Consider the following 17,866-nt stretch of genomic DNA (forward strand, 5'->3'; position numbering starts at 1 on the left):
TGCACAGTGCGGCCTGCTGCATCGGAGGTATTCATGCAACAGCGTCGACTCGGTTCCGAACTCACCGTCTCCGCCCTGGGCCTGGGCTGCATGGGCATGAGCTTCGCCTATGGCGGACAGCCCGAGGCCGAGGCGATCGAAACCCTTCGCCGGGCGGTCGATCTCGGCATCACCTTCTTCGACACGGCCGAGATGTATGGCCCGTTCGAGAACGAGAAGCTCGTCGGCAAGGCGCTCGCGCCGTTCCGCGACCGGGTGGTGATCGCCACCAAGTTCGGCTTCAAGATCGCCGAGACCGGCGAGGGCCGCGAGCGGATCGTCGGCGTCGACAGCCGGCCCGAGCATGTCCGCGCGGTCTGCGACGCCTCGCTCCAACGCCTCGGGGTTGAGGTGATCGACCTGTTCTACCAGCACCGGGTCGATCCGGCGGTGCCGATCGAGGACACGGTCGGCGCGATGGCCGATCTGGTCCGCGCCGGGAAGGTGCGGGCGCTGGGGCTTTCGGAGGCGGGGGCGGCCACGATCCGGCGAGCCCATGCGGTCCACCCGATCGCCGCCGTGCAGACCGAGTACTCCCTGTGGAGCCGTGAGCCGGAGGCTGCGGTGCTGCCGACCTGCATCGAACTCGGCATCGGCTTCGTGCCCTACAGCCCGCTCGGCCGCGGCCTGCTCACCGGCGCGATCCGCGATCGGGCCAGCCTCGCGCCCGACGATTATCGTCTGACCATGCCGCGCTTCGAGGCCGAGAACCTCGCGGCCAACCAGCGGCTGCTCGACACGCTCGCCACCCTGGCGCGCGACAAGGGCGTGACGCCGGCGCAGCTCGCCCTGGCCTGGGTGCTGAGCCGGGGCGACTTCATCGTGCCGATCCCCGGTGCTCGGAAGATCCGCCACCTGGAGGAGAACGCGGCGGCGGCCGATCTCGTGCTGTCGGCGGCCGATCTCCAGACCATCGCGGACGCGATGCCCGCGGACGCCGTCAACGGCGGTCGCTACGGCGAGGCCGGGCTGGCCATGGTCGATCTCTGAGCCCCGGAGCCTGTAGCGCGCCGCCTTTTCCCCTCCCCCTTGTTGGGAGGGTCTGGGGGTGGGGGTGGTGCAGAAGGCACCGCAGCGTTCGATCCTGCACCACCCCCACCTCCAACTCCTCCCCACAAGCTTGAGCGATTCCGGGCAGGCCCGGGATCGCCAGGGGAGGAGAGCGCTTAGGCAATCTCTCGATGATTCCTCACAGAGCTTGGGAGGGTTGGGTCGAGACCTTTCGAACCCACTGAAGGTTCGGTTCTCGACGCCGACCGCCGTGGGCTCCCGGCGGACAGGCTCTCACAGCGCCGCGATGGTCTGCGCCATCGCGCGCGCCCGCGGCACGAGGCTTCCCACCTCAAGATACTCCTCGGGTGAATGCGCCTTGCCGCCGACCGGGCCCACAGCACAGAGGGTCGGGCAGCCGACGCTGGCGGTGAAGCCGGAATCGGCGCAGCCGCCCGCGAACTCGCCCTCGACCGGCCGGCCCAGCCCGGCGCTCACCTGGGCGTAGGTCTCGAACAGCGCCCGGGCGCCTTCGTCCTGCACCAGCGGCAGGAACTCGCCCTTGATGCTCAGATGCGCGGTGGTGTCCGACACCGTGGAGGCGGACACGATGGCGGTGATCCGGTCCATGGCCTCCGCGCGGTCGGACGGAGTGACGTAGCGGAGGTCGATCTCGCAGGTCGCAAGGGGCGCCACAGTGTTCACCGACTGGCCGCCCGAGACCAACCCGACATTGACCGTGATGCCACGCGCGAGATCAGTAATCGCGTGAAACGCCACGGTCTTGTGGGCCAGTTCGAGGATGGCACTGCGCCCGTCGGCGTAGTTGCCGCCGGAATGGGCCGCCTTGCCCAGCACCTCCAGCCGCATGAACACGCCGCCCTTGCGGCCGGTGACGACGTTGCCGGTCGGCCGCCCCGGCTCGGAGTTCAGCACCGCGCGGGCACCGCGGGCGGTCTCCTCGATGATCGGCCGGCAGGCCGGCGAGCCGATCTCTTCGTCGCCGGTGAACAGGCCGACGAGCGGCACCGGCGCCCCGCCGGCTCGGTGATAGGCCGCCAGCACGAAGGCGTTCATCACGAGGCCGGCCTTCATGTCGGCGACGCCCGGCCCGTAGGCGCGGCCATCGGCGATGTGGAACGGCCGGCGCGCCACCTCGCCTTTCGGGAAGACCGTGTCACGGTGGCCCATCAGGACCACCGGCCGGTTGCCGCCGCCGGAGCCCGCGACCTCGGCCTTCAGCGCGTCGCCGTAGCCCTCGACCGGGATCGTCGTGACCGGGATGCCCTCGCCGGCCAGGAAGGCCGCGATGCGGGTGCCGACCGCATCGACGCCCGGCTTGTCGTAGGACCCGGAATCGATGTTCACCAGTTCTTCGAGGAGCGCGAGCATCGCCCCCTCCTGCCCGTCGAGCCAGCGGAGGGCGTCGGTGTCGTGAGTGGTCATGCGGGGTCTCGAACCGGGATCAACGGGAAGGCGCAAACCGTCTTTGCGAGCGGAGCGAAGCAACCCAGAATCGCGCGGCATCCGTGACCGTGGTGCCGCCTGGATTGCCCCGAACCCCCTGCAAAGACTGCGCCGCCCTCGAACACGACGCGGATATCGAAGCGCGCCTATTCCACCGTCACCGATTTGGCGAGGTTGCGCGGCTGATCCACGTCTTTCCCCATGAACACCGCCGTGTGGTAGGCGAGCAGCTGGATCGGCACCGCGTAGACGATCGGCGCCACGGTGGCGTCGAGCGCCGGCATGGTGAAGGTCGCGAGTGTCTCCAGCCCGTGCTCGGCCGCGCCCTTGGCGTCGCCGATCAGGACGATGCGCCCGCCGCGCGCGGCCACTTCCTGCATGTTCGACACCGTCTTCTCGAACACCGCGTCGTGCGGCGCGATCACGATCACCGGCACGCTCTCGTCGATCAGGGCGATCGGCCCGTGCTTCAGCTCGCCCGCCGCGTAGCCCTCGGCGTGAATGTAGCTGATTTCCTTGAGCTTCAGCGCGCCTTCCAGCGCCATCGGGTAGCTGGTGCCGCGGCCGAGATAGAGCACGTCCCGCGCCTTCGCGACCTCCCGGGCGAGACCCTCGATCGCGCTCTCCTGGGTCAGCGCCTCCGCCATCAGGCCCGGCGCCTTGATCAGCGCATCGACGAGGCGCCGCTCGCCAGCGGCATCGAGGGTGCCGCGCGCCCGGCCGGCCGCGATGGCGAGGCAGAGCAGCACGGTGAGCTGGCAGGAAAAGGCCTTGGTGGAGGCCACGCCGATCTCCGGCCCCGCCAGAGTCGGCATCACCACGGAGGATTCCCGCGCGATGGTCGAGGTCGGCACGTTGACCACGCTCAGCGTGTGCTGGCCCTGCGATTTCGCGTAGCGCAGCGAGGCCAGCGTGTCGGCGGTCTCGCCCGATTGCGAGATGACCAGCGTCAGGCCGTTCTTCTCGAGCGGCGCCTCGCGGTAGCGGGCCTCGGAGGCGACGTCGATCTCCACGGGTAGGCGGGCCACCTGCTCGAACCAGTACCGGGCGACGAGGCCCGCGTAATAGGCCGTGCCGCAGGCCGTGATGTAGACGCGGCTGAGCTTGGCGAAGTCGAAGGGCAAAGCCTCCGGCAGCATCACCCGGCCGTTCGCCATGTCGACGTAATGGGCAAGCGTGCGGCCCACGACCTCCGGCTGCTCGTGGATCTCCTTCGCCATGAAGTGGCGGTACTCGCCCTTGTCGATCCGATAGGCCTGCGTGGCGATCTTCTGGCGGGGACGTTCGACCACGGCGCCCGACGCGTCGCGGATCTCGGCACCGTTGCGGGAGAGGATCGCCCAGTCGCCTTCGTCGAGATAGGTGAGCGCGTCGGTGAACGGGGCGAGCGCCAGCGCGTCCGAGCCCAGATAGGTCTCGCCCTCGCCGAAGCCGACCGCGAGTGGCGCACCGTGGCGGGCGCCGATCAGCAGGTTCTCCTCGCCCGCGAAGATGAAGCCCAGCGCGAAGGCGCCGCGCAGCCGCGGCAGGGCGGCGGCCACTGCCTCGACTGGGCCCATCTGCCGGTCCATGTTGCGGCTGACGAGCTGGGCGACGACCTCGGTATCGGTCTCCGTCTCGAAGACGATTCCGTCGGCCTCAAGCTCCTGCTTCAGCTCGCGAAAGTTCTCGATGATGCCGTTATGGACGACGGCGAGCCGCTTGGTGGCGTGCGGATGGGCGTTGGTCTCGTTCGGCCGGCCGTGGGTGGCCCACCGGGTATGGCCGATGCCGATCATGCCGGTCAGCGGCGCTTCGGCGAGCCGCGCCTCCAAGTTCACGAGCTTGCCGGATGCCCTTCGCCGCTCCAGCCGTCCGTGCTCCAGGGTGGCGATGCCGGCGGAATCGTAGCCGCGGTATTCGAGCCGCCGCAGGGCCTCGATCACCTGCCCCGCCACCGCGTCGCGCCCGACGATGCCGACGATGCCGCACATGGGATCTCTCTCGCTCTGATGCCGGAGTCACCGCGCGGGCGAGCCGCGCAAGGTCCGGGCCGTTCGCTGACCGCCAGGCCAAGCGTGACTTGTACCGGATCAGGGCCGCGCAGGGCCAGCCCTGCCGAATCAATGCGGGTGCGTGCCGTCGCGGTCCTCCGATGAGGATGCGGTCCCGCGCGTGGCGATCCTCGGAGCCCGGCCCGACCAGTAGCCGGCCAGGATCGAGCCGGACAGGTTGTGCCACACGGAAAAGACCGCCCCCGGCAGGGCGGCGAGCGGCGAGAAGTAGAGCTTGCCCAAAGCCGCCGCGAGACCGGAATTCTGCATGCCGACTTCGAGCGCCAGGGTGCGGCAGGTGCTCTCGTCGAAGCCGAGCAGGCGCCCGCTCCAGTAGCCGCAGGTCAGACCGGCGCCGTTGTGCAGCACCACCGCCAGCAGCACGAGCGGCCCGACCGCCGCGATGCTCCCCCGGCTGCCGGCCACGACGGCGCCGATGATCAGCAGGATGGCAAGCATCGACACGGCGGGCAGCGCGCGCTCGAGGCGCCCGACGAGGCGCGGCGCGAGCCGATTGAGTGCCAGCCCCAGCGCCACCGGCGCGGCCACGATCTCCACGAGGCTGGCGAGCAGCCCCGCCACGTCCACCGGCACGCTGGCATCGACGTAGAAGCGCACCAGGAGCGGCGTCGCCACGAGGCCCACCAGCGTCGAGGCCGTGGCGATCGTCACCGACAGGGCGACATCGCCGCCGGCGATGTAGACCATCAGGGTGGAGCTCGTGCCGCTGGCGACGCTGCCGACCAGCACCATGCCGGTCGTGAGTTCCGTGCCCATGCCGAGGGCGTGGGCGATGGCCCAGGCGGCGGCCGGCATCACGAGGTAGTGGACCACCACGCCGGCTGCGACTGGCGCGGGACGGGCCAGGATCCGGCCAAAATCCGCGGGCGTCAGCGTCACGCCGAGGACGAACATGATCACGGCCAACAGGACGGCGACGTGCGGGAGCACCGGGAGGAACAGGCTCGGCGCAAAATAGGCGGTGGCTGCGGCCAGGACGGCGCAGACGGGAAACAAGCGGTTGAGCAGCATCGTGGGCCGAATTCCGGGAAGGCGGCGGCGATGTCCCAGCTGCGCTGATGCGCGTCAAGCGTGGGCGCCCCGCGGGCATCGCTGTTGGATTTCGGTCTCTTCCTACCGGAGCGCCGGCGGTCTCCCGTCGACCAACCGAAGGGTGACCTTCGGGACGTGCCGGCGACCGTTTCTACGGCAAATTCAGGTCCGGTGCTGAACGGGTGCTCGGGGCTGAAAGCCGCCCGTCCGCTTCTGCATCGACGGGTCGCAGAAGCGGACGTTGCGGTACCGTCGATTTCGGGCTCAGGCCGCGCGCACGGTCGCGAGGAAGCGGGTTACCTCGGCGCCGAGATGCTCCGATTGCCGAGACAGCTCGGAGGCCGCCGACAGCACCTGAGAGGCCGCGGCCTCGGTCTCCTCCGAGGCCTGCGCCACGCCGGCGATGTTGCCGGTTACCTCATTGGTGCCGGCTGAGGCCTGGGCCACGTTGCGCACGATCTCCTGCGTCGCCGCACTCTGCTGCTCCACCGCCGCCGCGATCGAGGTCGCCACACTATCGATCTCCCGGATCCGGCCGGTGATGCCGCCGATCGCCGTCACCGCCTGTCCGGTCACGCCCTGGACTTCGCCGATCTGCCGGCTGATCTCCTCGGTGGCCTTGGCGGTCTGCTCGGCGAGCGCCTTCACCTCCGAAGCGACCACTGCGAAGCCGCGCCCCGCCTCGCCGGCCCGGGCCGCCTCGATGGTGGCGTTCAGCGCCAGCAGGTTGGTCTGGCCGGCAATCCCCGAGATCATGCCGACCAGGTCACCGATCCGAGCGGCGCTCTGGCTGAGGGCCTGGACGAGGGTCGCGGTCTGGTCGGCCTCGCCGACCGCCGCCTGGGCGAGCTGGGCCGAGCCGGTGACCTGCCGGCCGATCTCTCCGACGGACGAGCCGAGCTCCTCCGCTGCGGCCGCGACCGTGTTGACGTTGGTGGCGGCTTCTTCCGCGGCTGCGGCCACCGTGGTGGATTGGGAGGCGGTCTCGGCGGCGGTGGACGTCATCTGCTGTGCGGTGGCTTGAAGTTCCGTCGCCGATGAGGAGACCCGATCGATGATGTCGCCGACCGCGGCCTCGAAGCTATCGGCCATCTGACGCATGCCGGCCTTGCGCTGATCCTCGGCCGCTATGCGTGCTCGGGCAGTCTCTTCCTCCAGCGCCTTCATGCGGATCAACCCGTCCTTGAAAACCTGAACGGCGTCCGCGATCGTACCAATCTCGGTTCCTGCGCCTTGGTGTGGGATGATGACGGTAAGGTCACCCGCCGCGAGAGCCTGCATCGGGTGCACGACCGAATCGATGCCCCGAGAGATGCCCAAGATGATCCAGGCAGCCAGCGCGATCGCCAGCACAACGGCGAGAAGGCTTGCCCCGATCAGCGCCAAGCGCGCGCGGGCGTAGGTATCCTGGCTCGCAAGCTCGGCCTGCTTGGCTCCATCCTGATTGAGCTTGATCATTCTCTCGAGCGCAACCGAGGCCTTCCGGCGCGGGTCGACACCCTCGGTCTGGTAGAGGCTGAGGGCCTGTGCCTTCTCACCCTGGCGGGACAGAGGAACGATCCGGTCGACAACGGTTGTGAACGCGTGCCACTCCCTGGAGAACGTGTCGAACAGCGCCCGTTCCTCGGATGAGCTGATAAAGCCTTCGACTGTCTTTGCAGTTGACGTGACGGCTTGCCCGCGTTGGACAAGATCACTGCCGACGCTGGTCAGCATTTCCGGATCCTGAGTCAGGATATGACGGAGAACGCTCGTCGTATACCGGCCGGTGAGGGCATCGAGCTGAGCATCTGCCTCCACGCTCGGCAACCAATTCGTCTCGACCTCAATGAGTTGGCGATTGATTGCTGAGGTGCTCCAAAGCCCTACGATGCTGACGCCGCAGAGAAAAAGCAGTATAACTGAAAAGGCGGCCTTTAGTTTACTGCGGATGGATAGATTTTGAAACGACACGCACAGCCCCACGCGGCGGCAAGGATTGATTCTAGATTTTGACCGCTCCTGAGCCACATTATGCGCAACATTTAAAAAATAATTGAGAAGCTCCATCAAATATGAAACGACTGATTAGTGTGTTTTCGGATAAATCTGTAAGCATATTCTAGAATTTAAGACCATATATCAAATATATTATTGCTGGTCGAGCATTTTCCGTGAGATAAATTATAAGCAAACCGGGGATTGGCCGCACCGCGCGCGCGTTAATTTAAGAGCCGCGAGGCCGATTAATCTGAGTGTCCATGAGGGTTCACCGCGACTCCGAAGCGCAGGGCCAAAAATACTGCATAGCCCCTCGCCTACGAACGCCGTGTTCAAGGAGTCGACGATCGCCGCTGGCATTCACGCTTCTCAACGTAAGGCCGGAGCCCCATCGCCGCTGCGAGGCCAAATCTCCGGCGGTTGGACGAACGGCCGCTCCGGAGAAAAGCTGCAGGCGGTCCAAGCGGTGGGCATGGGTCGCGATCCACCATCACACGATCAAACCGAGCGGGCGCAGGCCCCGGATCGGGGGGGGTTCAACGCCGCCCGCGCAAAGCCTTCTCGGCGAGCAACGCCGCCCGCTTCAGCTTGGCCCATCCCAGCTTCACCGCCTGCCGCCCGCGGGCGACCGCCATGGCGTCGGCTGGCACGTCGTCGGTGATGACCGAGCCTGAGGCCACGTAGGCCCCCTCCCCCACGGTCACCGGCGCCACCAGCGCCGAGTTCGAGCCGATGAACGCGTGGGCGCCGATCGTGGTGCGGTGCTTGAGCACCCCGTCGTAATTGCAGGTGATCGTGCCGGCGCCGATATTGGCGTGGGCGCCGATCTCCGCGTCGCCCAGATAGGTCAGGTGCGCGGCCTTGGCGCCGGCACCCATGCGGGCGTTCTTCAGCTCGACGAAATTACCGAGTTCGGCGCCCGTCTCCAGCACCGCGTGCCCGCGCAGGCGCACGAACGGGCCGATCCGCACGCCCGCCTTCAGTTCCGTCTCGGTGAGATGCGCGAAGGCCCGCACGGTGCAGCCGTCGCCGACCCGCACGCCGGGGCCGAACACCACGTTGGGCTCCACGATCACGTCGCGCCCGAGCACCGTGTCGTAGCTCAGGAACACCGTCTCGGGCGCGACCAGGGTGGCGCCGCCCAGCATGGCGTTGCGCCGGAGCCGGCCCTGGATCGCCGCCTCGGCGACGCTGAGCTGCACCCGGTCGTTGACGCCCTGCGCCTCCGCCTCGTCCACCGGCACGGTCGTGACCGTGAGGCCATCCGCCACCGCGAGCGCCACGGCATCCGGCAGGTAGTACTCCCCGGCGGCGTTGTCGTTGCCGATGCGGGTTAGCAGCGCGAGGGCGTGCCGCCCGGACAAAGCCATCAGCCCGGCATTGCACAGGGTGACGGCCCGCTCGGACTCGCTCGCGTCCTTCTCCTCGCGGATCGCCAGGACGCGGCTGCCCTCGGTGAGCACGCGCCCATATCCGGTCGGCTTCGCGCTCTCGAAGGCCAGCACCGCGACCGCCGCGCCCTCCGCCAGCGGCGCGCGCAATCGCAAGAAGGTCTCGGCGGTGACGAGCGGCGTGTCGCCGAAGGCGATGACCACGTCGTCGTCGGGGTCCGTGAGCACGTCCCGGGCGGCCAGCACGGCGTGGGCCGTCCCCAGCCGCTCGGCCTGCGGGAAGACCTGCGCGCCGGGGGCGGCCTTCGCGATCTCGGCGGCGACGTCGTCCCGGCCCGGCTCGGCCACCACGGCGATCCGGCCGGCGCCGGCCGCCTGCACGGCCGCAAGCACGTGGCCGAGCAGGCTGCGCCCGGCGATCTTGTGGAGCACCTTCGGCAGGTCCGAGCGCATCCGCGTGCCCTTCCCGGCCGCGAGCACGATGGCGGTGAGGCTGCGCTTGGGGGTCTCGGAGGATGTCATCGCGGGTCCGGGCATCGGGATTCGGCGCCACGGATGGGCCGGACCGGCGCGGCGCGCAAGCCCGCCCGGTCGCTCAGCGCAACGCCAGGGCGGCGTGGTGTGCCGAGCCGTGGGCAAAGTGTTCCCGGCGGCGCTCGATCGAACTCGGGATCCGGAGGGATTCCCGGTACTTCGCCACCGTCCGCCGGGCGATGTCGACGCCTTCCCCGCGCAGCTTCTGCACCAGCGCGTCGTCGGACAGCACGTCGTCCGGAGTCTCGCCATCGACGAGCTGCTTGATCCGATGGCGCACCGCCTCGGAGGAATGGGCCGCCGTGCCGGCCGCCCCCGGGATCGCCGCGGTGAAGAAGTACTTCATCTCCAGTGTGCCGCGGCTGGTGCCGATCGCCTTGTTGGAGGTGACCCGCGAGACGGTCGATTCGTGCATGCCGATCGCTTCCGCGACCGTCTTCAGGTTGAGCGGCCGCAGGTGCGTGACGCCGTAGACGAAGAACCCATCCTGCTGGCGCACGATCTCGGTGGCGACCTTCAGGATCGTGCGGGCGCGCTGCTCCAGGGAGCGCGTGAGCCAATTGGCGTTCTGGAGCGCCTCCGACAGGAAGGCCTTGTCGCCGTCGGCGGTGGCGCCGCGTACGACCCGGGCATAGTAGCTCTGGTTCACGAGAACCCGCGGCAGGGCCTCGCTGTTCAGCTCGACCAGCCAGGAGCCGTCCGGCGCCGCGCGCACGTAGACATCGGGAATGAGAACCTCGGCGGCACTCGAACCGAAGGCCCGGCCGGGCTTCGGATCGAGGCGGCGGATCTCGCCCAGCATGTCCACGAGATCCTCGTCGTCCACGCCACAGAGGCGGCGCAACGCGCCGAAGTCGCGCTTGGCCACGAGGTCGAGGCGCGAGACCAGGGCCTGCATGGCTGGATCAAACCGGTCGCGCTCCCGCAGCTGGATCGCCAGGCACTCGGCGAGATCGCGGGCGGCGATTCCGGGTGGATCGAAGGTCTGCACCAGCGCCAAGACCCCCGCGACGGTCTCCGGCTCGGCGCCCAGGCGCTCGGCCACGGCCTCCACCGTTTCGCGCAGGTAGCCGGCCTCGTCGACCGCATCGATCAGGAAGCCGCCGATCAGCCGCTCCATGGGGCTCCGCGTGGCGAGATCGAGCTGGGCAGCGAGGTGGTCCCGCAGGGAGGTCTCTGCCGTGAGGGAGGCCTCGAAATCCGGGGCCTCGGCGTCGAAGCTGCCGCCAGCGCTGCCATAGGGCGGCGGGGTCAGCGAGAGCATGTCGCCGCCGCCGACCTCCCGGACCTGTGTCGGCACCTCGTCGGGGAAGACGTTGTCGAGGCGCGTGTCGAAATCGCTCTCGATCTCGCCGCGGCTCGGATTAAGCTCGGCGGAGAGCCACGATTCGGACTCGGCGCCGTCGAAACCGTCGGCCGGGCCATCCTCGTAAGAGCCCGCATCGCTGGTCTCGCCCGCGGCCGGGGGCTCGGGCTCGGCGCGCTCGAGGAGGGGATTGCGTTCCAGCTCGGCCTCGACATAGGCGGCCAGATCGAGCTGCGAAAGTTGAAGGAGCTTGATCGCTTGCAGGAGCTGCGGCGTCATCACCAGGGCTTGGCCCTGACGTACTTCCAGCCGTTGCACCAAACTCATGCGAGACCCCGATGCCCTTCCTACGCGATAACAGGCAACCGCCGATCGGCCGGCGGCATGAATCTTGCTTGTGGTCGTTGCTCCTCTGTAGACGGATCGAGACCGGCCGTCAAAGCGAGTCTGTGGGGTCGCGCCGGCGTCGGGGATCCATCCAGCGATTCGCGTGGCGCGGCAGAGACATCCGGAACCGTCACCGGCAATCTACCCCGTGGTCTTTAAGGAAGCTTTCAACACTATGCTGACGGTCCCGTCGCCGGTCTCGGTGAGGGTAGTCCCACGCTTGCGCGTCGAACACCGTCTGATTGCAGACGCTCTGTGGGTTAGGTGCACTATCTGCTCGCATTCGCGAGACGATCCGAGCATGGCTCGATGGGGCGCCGCGGCTCGCTGAGGTGAGATGGCGGGCGCACGTCTTGTCCTGCGTACGCCTTGATGGATCAACGCAACATTCTTCTGGCTGCATTGTCGGAGGCTGACGGCACACTGCTCGAGCCGCATTGGGAGGCCATAGACCTGCCGGTCGGCTTGGTGTTGGCCGAACCAGCCAACGCCATCGGGCACGCCGTCTTTGTGGAGACCGGCCTCTGTTCGGTGGTCTCGAGCTTGTCCGAATCCGGGCGGATCGAGGTCGGATTGTTCGGCCGTGACGGCATGGCGATCCCGGCGCTGGTTCTCGGCTCCGACACGATCCCGCATCAGGTGTTCATGCAGGTCGCCGGCCGCGGTCGGCGGATCCCGGTGCCGGCCTTGCGGGCAGCGATCGCACAGAGCCCGTCCCTGCGGGATCTGTTGCTGCGCTATGCCCAGACCTTCCACGTCCAGGTGGCCCAGACCGCGATCGCCAATGCCGGGGCGACCGCCGAGGAGCGGTTGGCGCGGTGGCTGCTCATGTATCACGACCGTCAGGACGGCGACGACCTGCCGGTCACGCACGAATTCCTGTCGATCATGCTGGGGGTGCGCCGTCCGACCGTCACGGTCGCGATCCACACCCTGGAGGGCGAGGGGTTGATCCGGGCGCGGCGCGGCCGCATCCGCGTCCTCAGCCGCGAGCGCCTGGAGCAGGCCGCCGGCCAGGCCTACGGTCCGGCGGAGGCGGAATACGAGCGCCTGATCGGGCCCCTGCGGGCGCCTCAGAGGATGCTGGCATAGGGCACTTCCGCGACGACGGTGCCGGCCTCGTCGGTGATCACGAACGCGTCGGCCCGCCACCGGCGCGGGGGACCGTAGACGTGCGGCAGGCGCCGCATGTCGCGCAGGATCGCGTGGGCGAGTGTCTCCGCAGCGTTCCGATCTGGCAGGTCATCGCCCTCCTCGTCCCGGATCAGCGTGCCGCGTCGACGGACGTTCAGGAAGTAGCGGGGCAGGTCGCACCTCCGCGGGCGGTGATGGGACGAGCGTTTCGGCGCCCCGGAGCCGATGAGCCGGCGGTCACGCCGATCTTCAAGCGCCCGTGCCGCAGGTCCGGCAGGGGCAACGCACCGTCCGGAGCGTAAACGGCGATCCGGTTGCGCCATATGGTACTTTCGGCCAGCCCGTGACGCACAGGAGCGCGGCTCCGTCTTCGTCAACCGGGTTCCCAGGGAGGGTTTTGCACCGAAGCCCCGGTTGGGAACGGGGACCGCCGCGGGGCCGGCCCGTTCACCAGCCGCAATTGGGCATCGGCGGCTGGGATTTCGCCAGGGCCGACTTCTCGATCTGTACCATCGGCCCCCAGGCGTATTTCTGCGCATAGGGCGTGACATCGGCAAACAGGCAGCCGAGCTGGAAATGGGTGGCACCCATCTCCCCCGAGAAGGCCATGCAGTCGAGGAAGGTCCAGGTCTTGGGCACCGGGCTCATCGACCGCCAGCGCGGCATCGCCACTGGGGCGCAGACCTTCACGGCGCCCGTCGTCGCGTCAGCGTTGAGAGCGTCGCCGGGCGTCTGTGCCGCCGCGGTCCCGGGCAAAAGCGGCCAGAGCAGCGCCGTGAGCGCGACGCATGCCGCGCGGGCGGCGAAGCGGCCGCGTGGGGCGCACGTGCCGGCCCATCGCGCCGGAAACCGCAACCGGCACGACGCGCCAAATTTCTGCATATGCATCGTCCGTTCCGAAAGCCGGAGGCCACCTTTGGCGGAGGATGCGTCAGGGCATCGTCCGCCAAAGGGCTGCGAGGATCGCGAAGCCGACGAGATTGTAGAGGATCGCCCAGAGCCAGACACCCAGAATGGCGCGGCTCGGCTGACGCGGCTTCTGACGGCCCAGGCGCTGCCTGTGCCGATCTTCGGGCGTCGGCCAGATCGCGCTTTTGGGGGCCCGGAGCAGGCGCGTCAGCGTTTCGGGCAGATGCGGGCCGGGCGGTCGTTCGCCGTTCATGACGGCCTCGGATGCGGCAACGGGCGGGCCGCGGCGGCGGCTCGATGCCGGGCTTGTACAGGGCGTGGCCCGGCCCGGGCAATGCACCGGGACCTCCGGTTGCCTAGAGGACCGTTCCCGGCGCCTCAGGATCGTAGCGGTAGGCCCAGGTTTCCGAGAGCAGCCTGTCGCCGGATCTCAGCTGTAGCCGCATCTCGACCGGATCCGAACCGGCGGCGTAGACCTTGAAGAACACGCGCCAGGGGCTCGGCTTGCCGTAGGGCGCCCAGGTGGCACCGACCTCCTCGGCACTGCCGCGCGAGAGCGTCAGCGCGACACTGGCCTTCTCGGGGTCGAGCCCCGCCAGGGCCGCACCCTCGAATTCCAGCCCGAATTGCCGCACGAGGTTGGCCCGGCCCGGGCGGCGATCCGCTTCGGCGAGCCAGGAGGCCTTGGTCGCCCGGGTGGCGACGCAGCGCGCGAGATCGGTCGCGACCGGCTCCTGCACGGTCCAGCGCAGGCGGTAGGCGAAGCTGCGCTCATCCCCGGCCTTGGGCGGATCGGCCGGCACCCATAGCGCGCCGATATTGTCATCGGTCTCCTGATGGGTCGGGATCTCGATGAGCTGGACGCTGCCTGCGCCCCAATCCCCCTGCGGCTCGACCCAGATGTCGGGCCGGTTCTCCTCGAACCCGTCGTCGATGTAATGATCGAAGACGCGGTCGCGCTGGAGCAGGCCGAAACCCTTCGGCGATTGGTCCGAAAAGGCGCTGACGCTGAGCGTCGGCGGGTTGTTGAGCGGGCGCCAGATCAGTTCGCCGGCCCCGGTCTGCATCAGCAGGCCGTCGGAATCGTGCACCTCCGGCCGCCAGTCGCTGGCGAGGAACCGGCTCATCCCCTCCGAGTACCAGAGCATCGAGGTGAGCGGCGCCATGCCGAATCGCTCGACGCTCTTGCGCATGTAGAGCGTGCAGGTGACGTCGATGACGACGTGGGGCGCCTTGCGGGCGACGAACCGGTAGGCACCGGTCAGGCTCGGCCCCTCCAGCAGGGCGAGCACCGTGACCGCGCCCTCCGCGGCCGGGCTGACGTAGAAGCGCGTGAAGACCGGGAATTCTTCCGTCTTGCCGGGACTCGGCGCCGTGTCGATGGCGATGCCCCGGGCCGAGGCGCCGTATTGCTCGCCGTCGCCCGCGGCGCGGAAGTAGGACGCGCCCAGGAAGGCCAGCCAGTCGCCGTCGTCGCCGGGCTGGCCGGCTGGGAATTTCTGATAGCGGAAGCCCGCGAAGCCGGCGCCGTCCGGCACGTCCTTGGCGGGGTTGCCGGGCGGGTAGGTGAACAGGTCGTGGCTGTAGAGCACCGGGCGTGCCTGTCCGCCTTCGAGCGCATAGATCTGCACCGGGTGCCGGAAGAAGTTGCCGAGGTGGAAGAAGGTCACCGGGTACTGGCTGTCGGCGTAGAGCGCCCGGGCGGGCGGATAGCGGATCTCCTGAAGCGGCCCGTACGTCAGGGCGTCGAGCGCCTTCGCGCCCGGTGCCTCCGGCGGCGGGGTGTAGGGCCGGTCGCGCAGGCTCCGGGCGAGGTCCTTCAGCCGGTCGAGATCCATCGGCTCGGGCGGCCCGAGGCGCGGCCCGGCGGCAGCGAGCGCGGCCTTCGAGAAGGGCGCGAGGGCGAAAAGCCAGAGGGCGGTCAGGACGCGACGCGTGATCAAGCGAGAGCCTCGGCGATTCGGCCGAACCTGAAGGCCGGCGCCGCCGTCTATCCAGCGCCGCACGACGGCGCAATTTCCCAGCTCAGCTCCGCGGCCCGCAGGTGCCCGTGGCCCCGTTCGTCGACCAGAGCTCGGCGCCGCCGCCGGGCGCGCATTGCCCGGGCAGCGCCAGGGTGATCAGCTTGGACAACACCCGCGCCTCGTCCTCGCCATAGCCGATCTCCCCGACCATCCGACCGGTCTTGTCGAACAGCGCGACGGTGGCCGAGTGCTCCATCGTGTAGTCGCCATCCTTGATCGGCACGCGCCGGTAGGCGACGTGATAGGTATCCGCCATGCGGGCGACCTGATCCGGCGTACCGACAAAGGCGCGGATCCGCGGATCGAAGGCGGCGAGGTAATCGCGCAGCGACTCGGGCGTGTCGCGCTCCGGATCCAGGGTGACGAAGACGACGTTGAGCCGGTCCGCGTCCTTGCCCATTCGGCTGAGCGCTGCCGAGAGGTTGGCGAGCGTCGTCGGGCAGACCTCCGGGCAATGGGTGAACCCGAAGAACAGGGCGGTCGGTTTGCCGATGAGATCGGCCTGACTCACCGGACGCCCGTCGACATCCGCCATCACGAAGGGGCCGCCGACCCGGCGCGGATGGCTGAAGCCCGAGCCCTGCTGCACGACGATCGCCCCGGTTCCGACGGCGACGGCGCCGATGAGGGCGGCGGAGGCAATGAGGGCGATCGGGCTCGGTGCCATGCTGTGACCTGCGACGGCGCGTCGATGACCGTCATATGGGGTTTCGGGCGACCGACGCGATGCGGCGCAGGGCCGTCATCCAGAGTCCTCGCCACGGAACACGCGGAGGGGCGGCCGGTTGGCCGGTCGAGGGTCGGTGCCGCAGCCCTGCCGGCTTTAGCCCGCTGCTCTCCCCTTTCCCAGTCGATGCAGGAGCCGCCATGGCCCAGCAGATTCCCGTCGATCCGAAGGCCAGGGCCGACGATCCGCAGCGCGATACCGAGCGGGACGACGGAACGCACGCCGTCGTCGGCGATGTCGCCTATCGCCGCCTCGTCCTCGTCAACGTGGTGTTCGTCGGCGATCCGGGCGCGGGGGACCGCGGCTGGGTGCTGATCGACGCGGGCGTGATGGGTGGCAAGGGCGCCATCAAGTCGGCCGCCGAGGCGCGCTTCGGCGCCGGAGCGCGGCCCGCCGCCATCGTCCTGACCCACGGCCATTTCGATCATGTCGGCGTGCTGGAGGATCTGGCCGCCGAGTGGGATGTCCCGGTCTACGCCCACGCGCTGGAGCGACCCTATCTCGACGGCAGCGCGGCCTATCCGACGCCTGATCCGAGCGTCGGCGGCGGGCTGCTCGGCCGGATCTCGCCGCTCTATCCGACGAAGCCGGTGGACGTATCCGAGCGCCTTCTGGACGTGCCGGAGGACGGCACGGTTCCGCCCCTGCCCGGGTGGCGCTGGATCCATACTCCAGGCCATGCGCCGGGGCATATGTCGCTCTGGCGCCAGGCCGACCGAACGCTGATTGCGGGCGATGCCTTTGTAACGGTGGCGCAGGAATCGGCCTACGCGGTGGCGGTTCAGGAGCCGGAACTGCACGGACCGCCCATGTACCTGACGATCGATTGGGACGCCGCCCGTACCTCCGTCCGGACACTGGCCGCCCTCGAACCCGAGCGGGTGATCACCGGCCACGGCCGCCCGCTCCAGGGCGCCGAGATGCGCCGCGCGCTTCAGGCCTTGGCGGCGGATTTCGACCACGTCGCGGTCCCGCGGCAGGGCCGCTTCGTCGAGGAGCCCCTGCGTGCCGAGGACGGTTCGGCCTATCGCCCGCCGCGCTGAGATCGCGCCTCACGGTCTTGATGCCTCCGGCGACACCCCCGTGCCTTTGGCGGGTTTGCGCTCGCAGCCGACATGGACCCCGTCTCGGCGCAAGGGAGCGCATCGAAACGAAGGCTCGAAGTCGCGCCCGCTCGCAACGCCTTGGGGAACAGCCCTGGAACGGCGGCGTCTCTTTGCCCAGGGAAGGCGCGTAGGCGTCCATGATCGCAGCGAGTCGGCGGAAAACCGCGCCTGCACCTCGGCGATCCGCGCGTGGTTGCGCATCGCGATCCCATGGCGTTCGCACCGGTTGAGGCTGGAGAACGACGATCTCAGAATGACCCCGTCGCCCCCGACGCGGTGACAGCCGAGTGGGCCTCGACGCAGCCTGCACGCGAGAGTTTGGCGAAGAAGCCAGTCCGGCGTCTACGTATGGGCCGCGATCGCGGACGTCACGGACGAACAGTCCCGCCGCCTTTTCGACATCAACGGGTTGGGCGACCCGCTGGTGACGCGGGCGGCGGCGAAGCATTTCTGTGAAGGCGGAAACATCGTTCACAACTCGACAGTCGTCGCGAGCGTCAACGGGCCGCCGTCGACGGTCTACGCCGGGGCGAAGGGCGCCGTGAACGCGATCGCGGGTGTCCTCATCGAAAGCTGGCTCCGTGCAAGATCCGGGTCGACGTTGTCAGCGCCGGTTCGGTGGTGACCGAGGGCACCCATGCTGCGGGTGTCACCGGCTCGGAGATGGAGGCCGGACTGGTCGCGCAGACGCCGCCCGGCCGCGCCGGTGGGCGGACGACATCGCCGGGGTGATGGCGTTCCTGGCCTCCGCCGCGGCGCGATGGGTGATCCGTGAGGCGATCGCGG

At 69.0% G+C, this 17,866-nt stretch carries 15 protein-coding genes; 4 read left to right on the top strand and 11 right to left on the bottom strand.

Annotation, left to right across the window (positions count from 1 at the left end; genetic code table 11):
* The first annotated feature begins 33 nt into the window (after positions 1-33).
* Positions 34-1,029, top strand: a complete 996-nt coding sequence (locus tag BLQ49_RS24620; RefSeq protein WP_091721060.1) for an aldo/keto reductase — start codon at positions 34-36, stop codon at positions 1,027-1,029.
* A 294-nt stretch (positions 1,030-1,323) separates the two neighbouring features.
* Here the strand turns inward: BLQ49_RS24620 and BLQ49_RS24625 are convergent, their stop codons facing one another.
* The 6 genes from BLQ49_RS24625 to rpoN all read right to left on the bottom strand — a co-directional run bounded on the left by BLQ49_RS24625 (position 1,324) and on the right by rpoN (position 11,120).
* Positions 1,324-2,475: a M20 family metallopeptidase gene (locus tag BLQ49_RS24625; protein ID WP_091721063.1), complete on the bottom strand. Its 1,152-nt coding sequence runs from the start codon at positions 2,473-2,475 to the stop codon at positions 1,324-1,326.
* A gap of 167 nt (positions 2,476-2,642) precedes the next feature.
* Positions 2,643-4,469 (bottom strand): glutamine--fructose-6-phosphate transaminase (isomerizing), encoded by a 1,827-nt coding sequence (gene glmS, locus BLQ49_RS24630; protein WP_091721066.1) that lies wholly within the window; start codon positions 4,467-4,469, stop codon positions 2,643-2,645.
* A 129-nt stretch (positions 4,470-4,598) separates the two neighbouring features.
* Positions 4,599-5,561: a ketopantoate/pantoate/pantothenate transporter PanS gene (gene panS, locus BLQ49_RS24635; RefSeq protein WP_244507751.1), complete on the bottom strand. Its 963-nt coding sequence runs from the start codon at positions 5,559-5,561 to the stop codon at positions 4,599-4,601.
* Positions 5,562-5,846: 285 nt separating this feature from the next.
* Positions 5,847-7,535, bottom strand: a complete 1,689-nt coding sequence (locus BLQ49_RS24640; protein ID WP_091721195.1) for a methyl-accepting chemotaxis protein — start codon at positions 7,533-7,535, stop codon at positions 5,847-5,849.
* 563 nt (positions 7,536-8,098) lie between these two features.
* Positions 8,099-9,475: a bifunctional UDP-N-acetylglucosamine diphosphorylase/glucosamine-1-phosphate N-acetyltransferase GlmU gene (gene glmU, locus BLQ49_RS24645; protein WP_091721068.1), complete on the bottom strand. Its 1,377-nt coding sequence runs from the start codon at positions 9,473-9,475 to the stop codon at positions 8,099-8,101.
* Positions 9,476-9,548: 73 nt separating this feature from the next.
* Positions 9,549-11,120 carry an RNA polymerase factor sigma-54 gene (rpoN, locus tag BLQ49_RS24650; protein WP_091721071.1) on the bottom strand — a complete coding sequence of 524 codons (1,572 nt, stop codon included), beginning with the start codon at positions 11,118-11,120 and terminating at the stop codon, positions 9,549-9,551.
* A gap of 432 nt (positions 11,121-11,552) precedes the next feature.
* On the opposite strand from rpoN, the gene BLQ49_RS24655 reads away from it, so the two are divergent.
* Positions 11,553-12,272, top strand: coding sequence for a Crp/Fnr family transcriptional regulator (locus BLQ49_RS24655; RefSeq protein ID WP_091721073.1), 720 nt, complete (start codon positions 11,553-11,555; stop codon positions 12,270-12,272).
* Here the strand turns inward: BLQ49_RS24655 and BLQ49_RS24660 are convergent.
* The 5 genes from BLQ49_RS24660 to BLQ49_RS24680 form a co-directional block, all read right to left on the bottom strand.
* On the bottom strand, positions 12,254-12,637 hold the full coding sequence (locus BLQ49_RS24660) for a DUF6894 family protein (RefSeq protein WP_091721076.1): 384 nt from the start codon (positions 12,635-12,637) through the stop codon (positions 12,254-12,256). The two genes, BLQ49_RS24655 and BLQ49_RS24660, sit on opposite strands and share 19 nt — an antisense overlap.
* Before the next feature lie 124 nt (positions 12,638-12,761).
* Positions 12,762-13,202, bottom strand: a complete 441-nt coding sequence (locus BLQ49_RS24665) for a hypothetical protein (protein ID WP_244507752.1) — start codon at positions 13,200-13,202, stop codon at positions 12,762-12,764.
* 43 nt (positions 13,203-13,245) lie between these two features.
* Positions 13,246-13,476 carry a hypothetical protein gene (locus tag BLQ49_RS24670; protein ID WP_091721079.1) on the bottom strand — a complete coding sequence of 77 codons (231 nt, stop codon included), beginning with the start codon at positions 13,474-13,476 and terminating at the stop codon, positions 13,246-13,248.
* A 103-nt stretch (positions 13,477-13,579) separates the two neighbouring features.
* Positions 13,580-15,166, bottom strand: a complete 1,587-nt coding sequence (locus BLQ49_RS24675) for an OpgD/OpgG family glucan biosynthesis protein (protein WP_091721082.1) — start codon at positions 15,164-15,166, stop codon at positions 13,580-13,582.
* 82 nt (positions 15,167-15,248) lie between these two features.
* Entirely contained in the window at positions 15,249-15,914 is a 666-nt protein-coding gene (locus BLQ49_RS24680; RefSeq protein WP_091721085.1) for an SCO family protein, read from the bottom strand.
* A 200-nt stretch (positions 15,915-16,114) separates the two neighbouring features.
* On the opposite strand from BLQ49_RS24680, the gene BLQ49_RS24685 reads away from it, so the two are divergent.
* Both BLQ49_RS24685 and BLQ49_RS30460 read left to right on the top strand, forming a co-directional pair.
* Complete coding sequence (locus BLQ49_RS24685) at positions 16,115-17,017, top strand: MBL fold metallo-hydrolase (protein WP_091721088.1); 903 nt, start codon at positions 16,115-16,117, stop codon at positions 17,015-17,017.
* Positions 17,018-17,480: 463 nt separating this feature from the next.
* Positions 17,481-17,705, top strand: a complete 225-nt coding sequence (locus tag BLQ49_RS30460; RefSeq protein WP_244507756.1) for a Rossmann-fold NAD(P)-binding domain-containing protein — start codon at positions 17,481-17,483, stop codon at positions 17,703-17,705.
* Positions 17,706-17,866 lie beyond the last annotated feature (161 nt).

Source organism: Methylobacterium phyllostachyos, from assembly GCF_900103445.1.
Lineage (GTDB): Bacteria > Pseudomonadota > Alphaproteobacteria > Rhizobiales > Beijerinckiaceae > Methylobacterium > Methylobacterium phyllostachyos.

Bases quoted from the DNA above. Each gene is read 5' to 3' on its own strand.
- BLQ49_RS24620 (WP_091721060.1), top strand. From the start codon at position 34: ATGCAACAGCGTCGACTCGGTTCCGAACTCACCGTCTCCGCCCTGGGC.
- BLQ49_RS24625 (WP_091721063.1), bottom strand. From the start codon at position 2,475: ATGACCACTCACGACACCGACGCCCTCCGCTGGCTCGACGGGCAGGAG.
- glmS (WP_091721066.1), bottom strand. From the start codon at position 4,469: ATGTGCGGCATCGTCGGCATCGTCGGGCGCGACGCGGTGGCGGGGCAG.
- panS (WP_244507751.1), bottom strand. From the start codon at position 5,561: ATGCTGCTCAACCGCTTGTTTCCCGTCTGCGCCGTCCTGGCCGCAGCC.
- glmU (WP_091721068.1), bottom strand. From the start codon at position 9,475: ATGACATCCTCCGAGACCCCCAAGCGCAGCCTCACCGCCATCGTGCTC.
- rpoN (WP_091721071.1), bottom strand. From the start codon at position 11,120: ATGAGTTTGGTGCAACGGCTGGAAGTACGTCAGGGCCAAGCCCTGGTG.
- BLQ49_RS24655 (WP_091721073.1), top strand. From the start codon at position 11,553: ATGGATCAACGCAACATTCTTCTGGCTGCATTGTCGGAGGCTGACGGC.
- BLQ49_RS24660 (WP_091721076.1), bottom strand. From the start codon at position 12,637: ATGGCGCAACCGGATCGCCGTTTACGCTCCGGACGGTGCGTTGCCCCT.
- BLQ49_RS24665 (WP_244507752.1), bottom strand. From the start codon at position 13,202: ATGCATATGCAGAAATTTGGCGCGTCGTGCCGGTTGCGGTTTCCGGCG.
- BLQ49_RS24670 (WP_091721079.1), bottom strand. From the start codon at position 13,476: ATGAACGGCGAACGACCGCCCGGCCCGCATCTGCCCGAAACGCTGACG.
- BLQ49_RS24680 (WP_091721085.1), bottom strand. From the start codon at position 15,914: ATGGCACCGAGCCCGATCGCCCTCATTGCCTCCGCCGCCCTCATCGGC.
- BLQ49_RS24685 (WP_091721088.1), top strand. From the start codon at position 16,115: ATGGCCCAGCAGATTCCCGTCGATCCGAAGGCCAGGGCCGACGATCCG.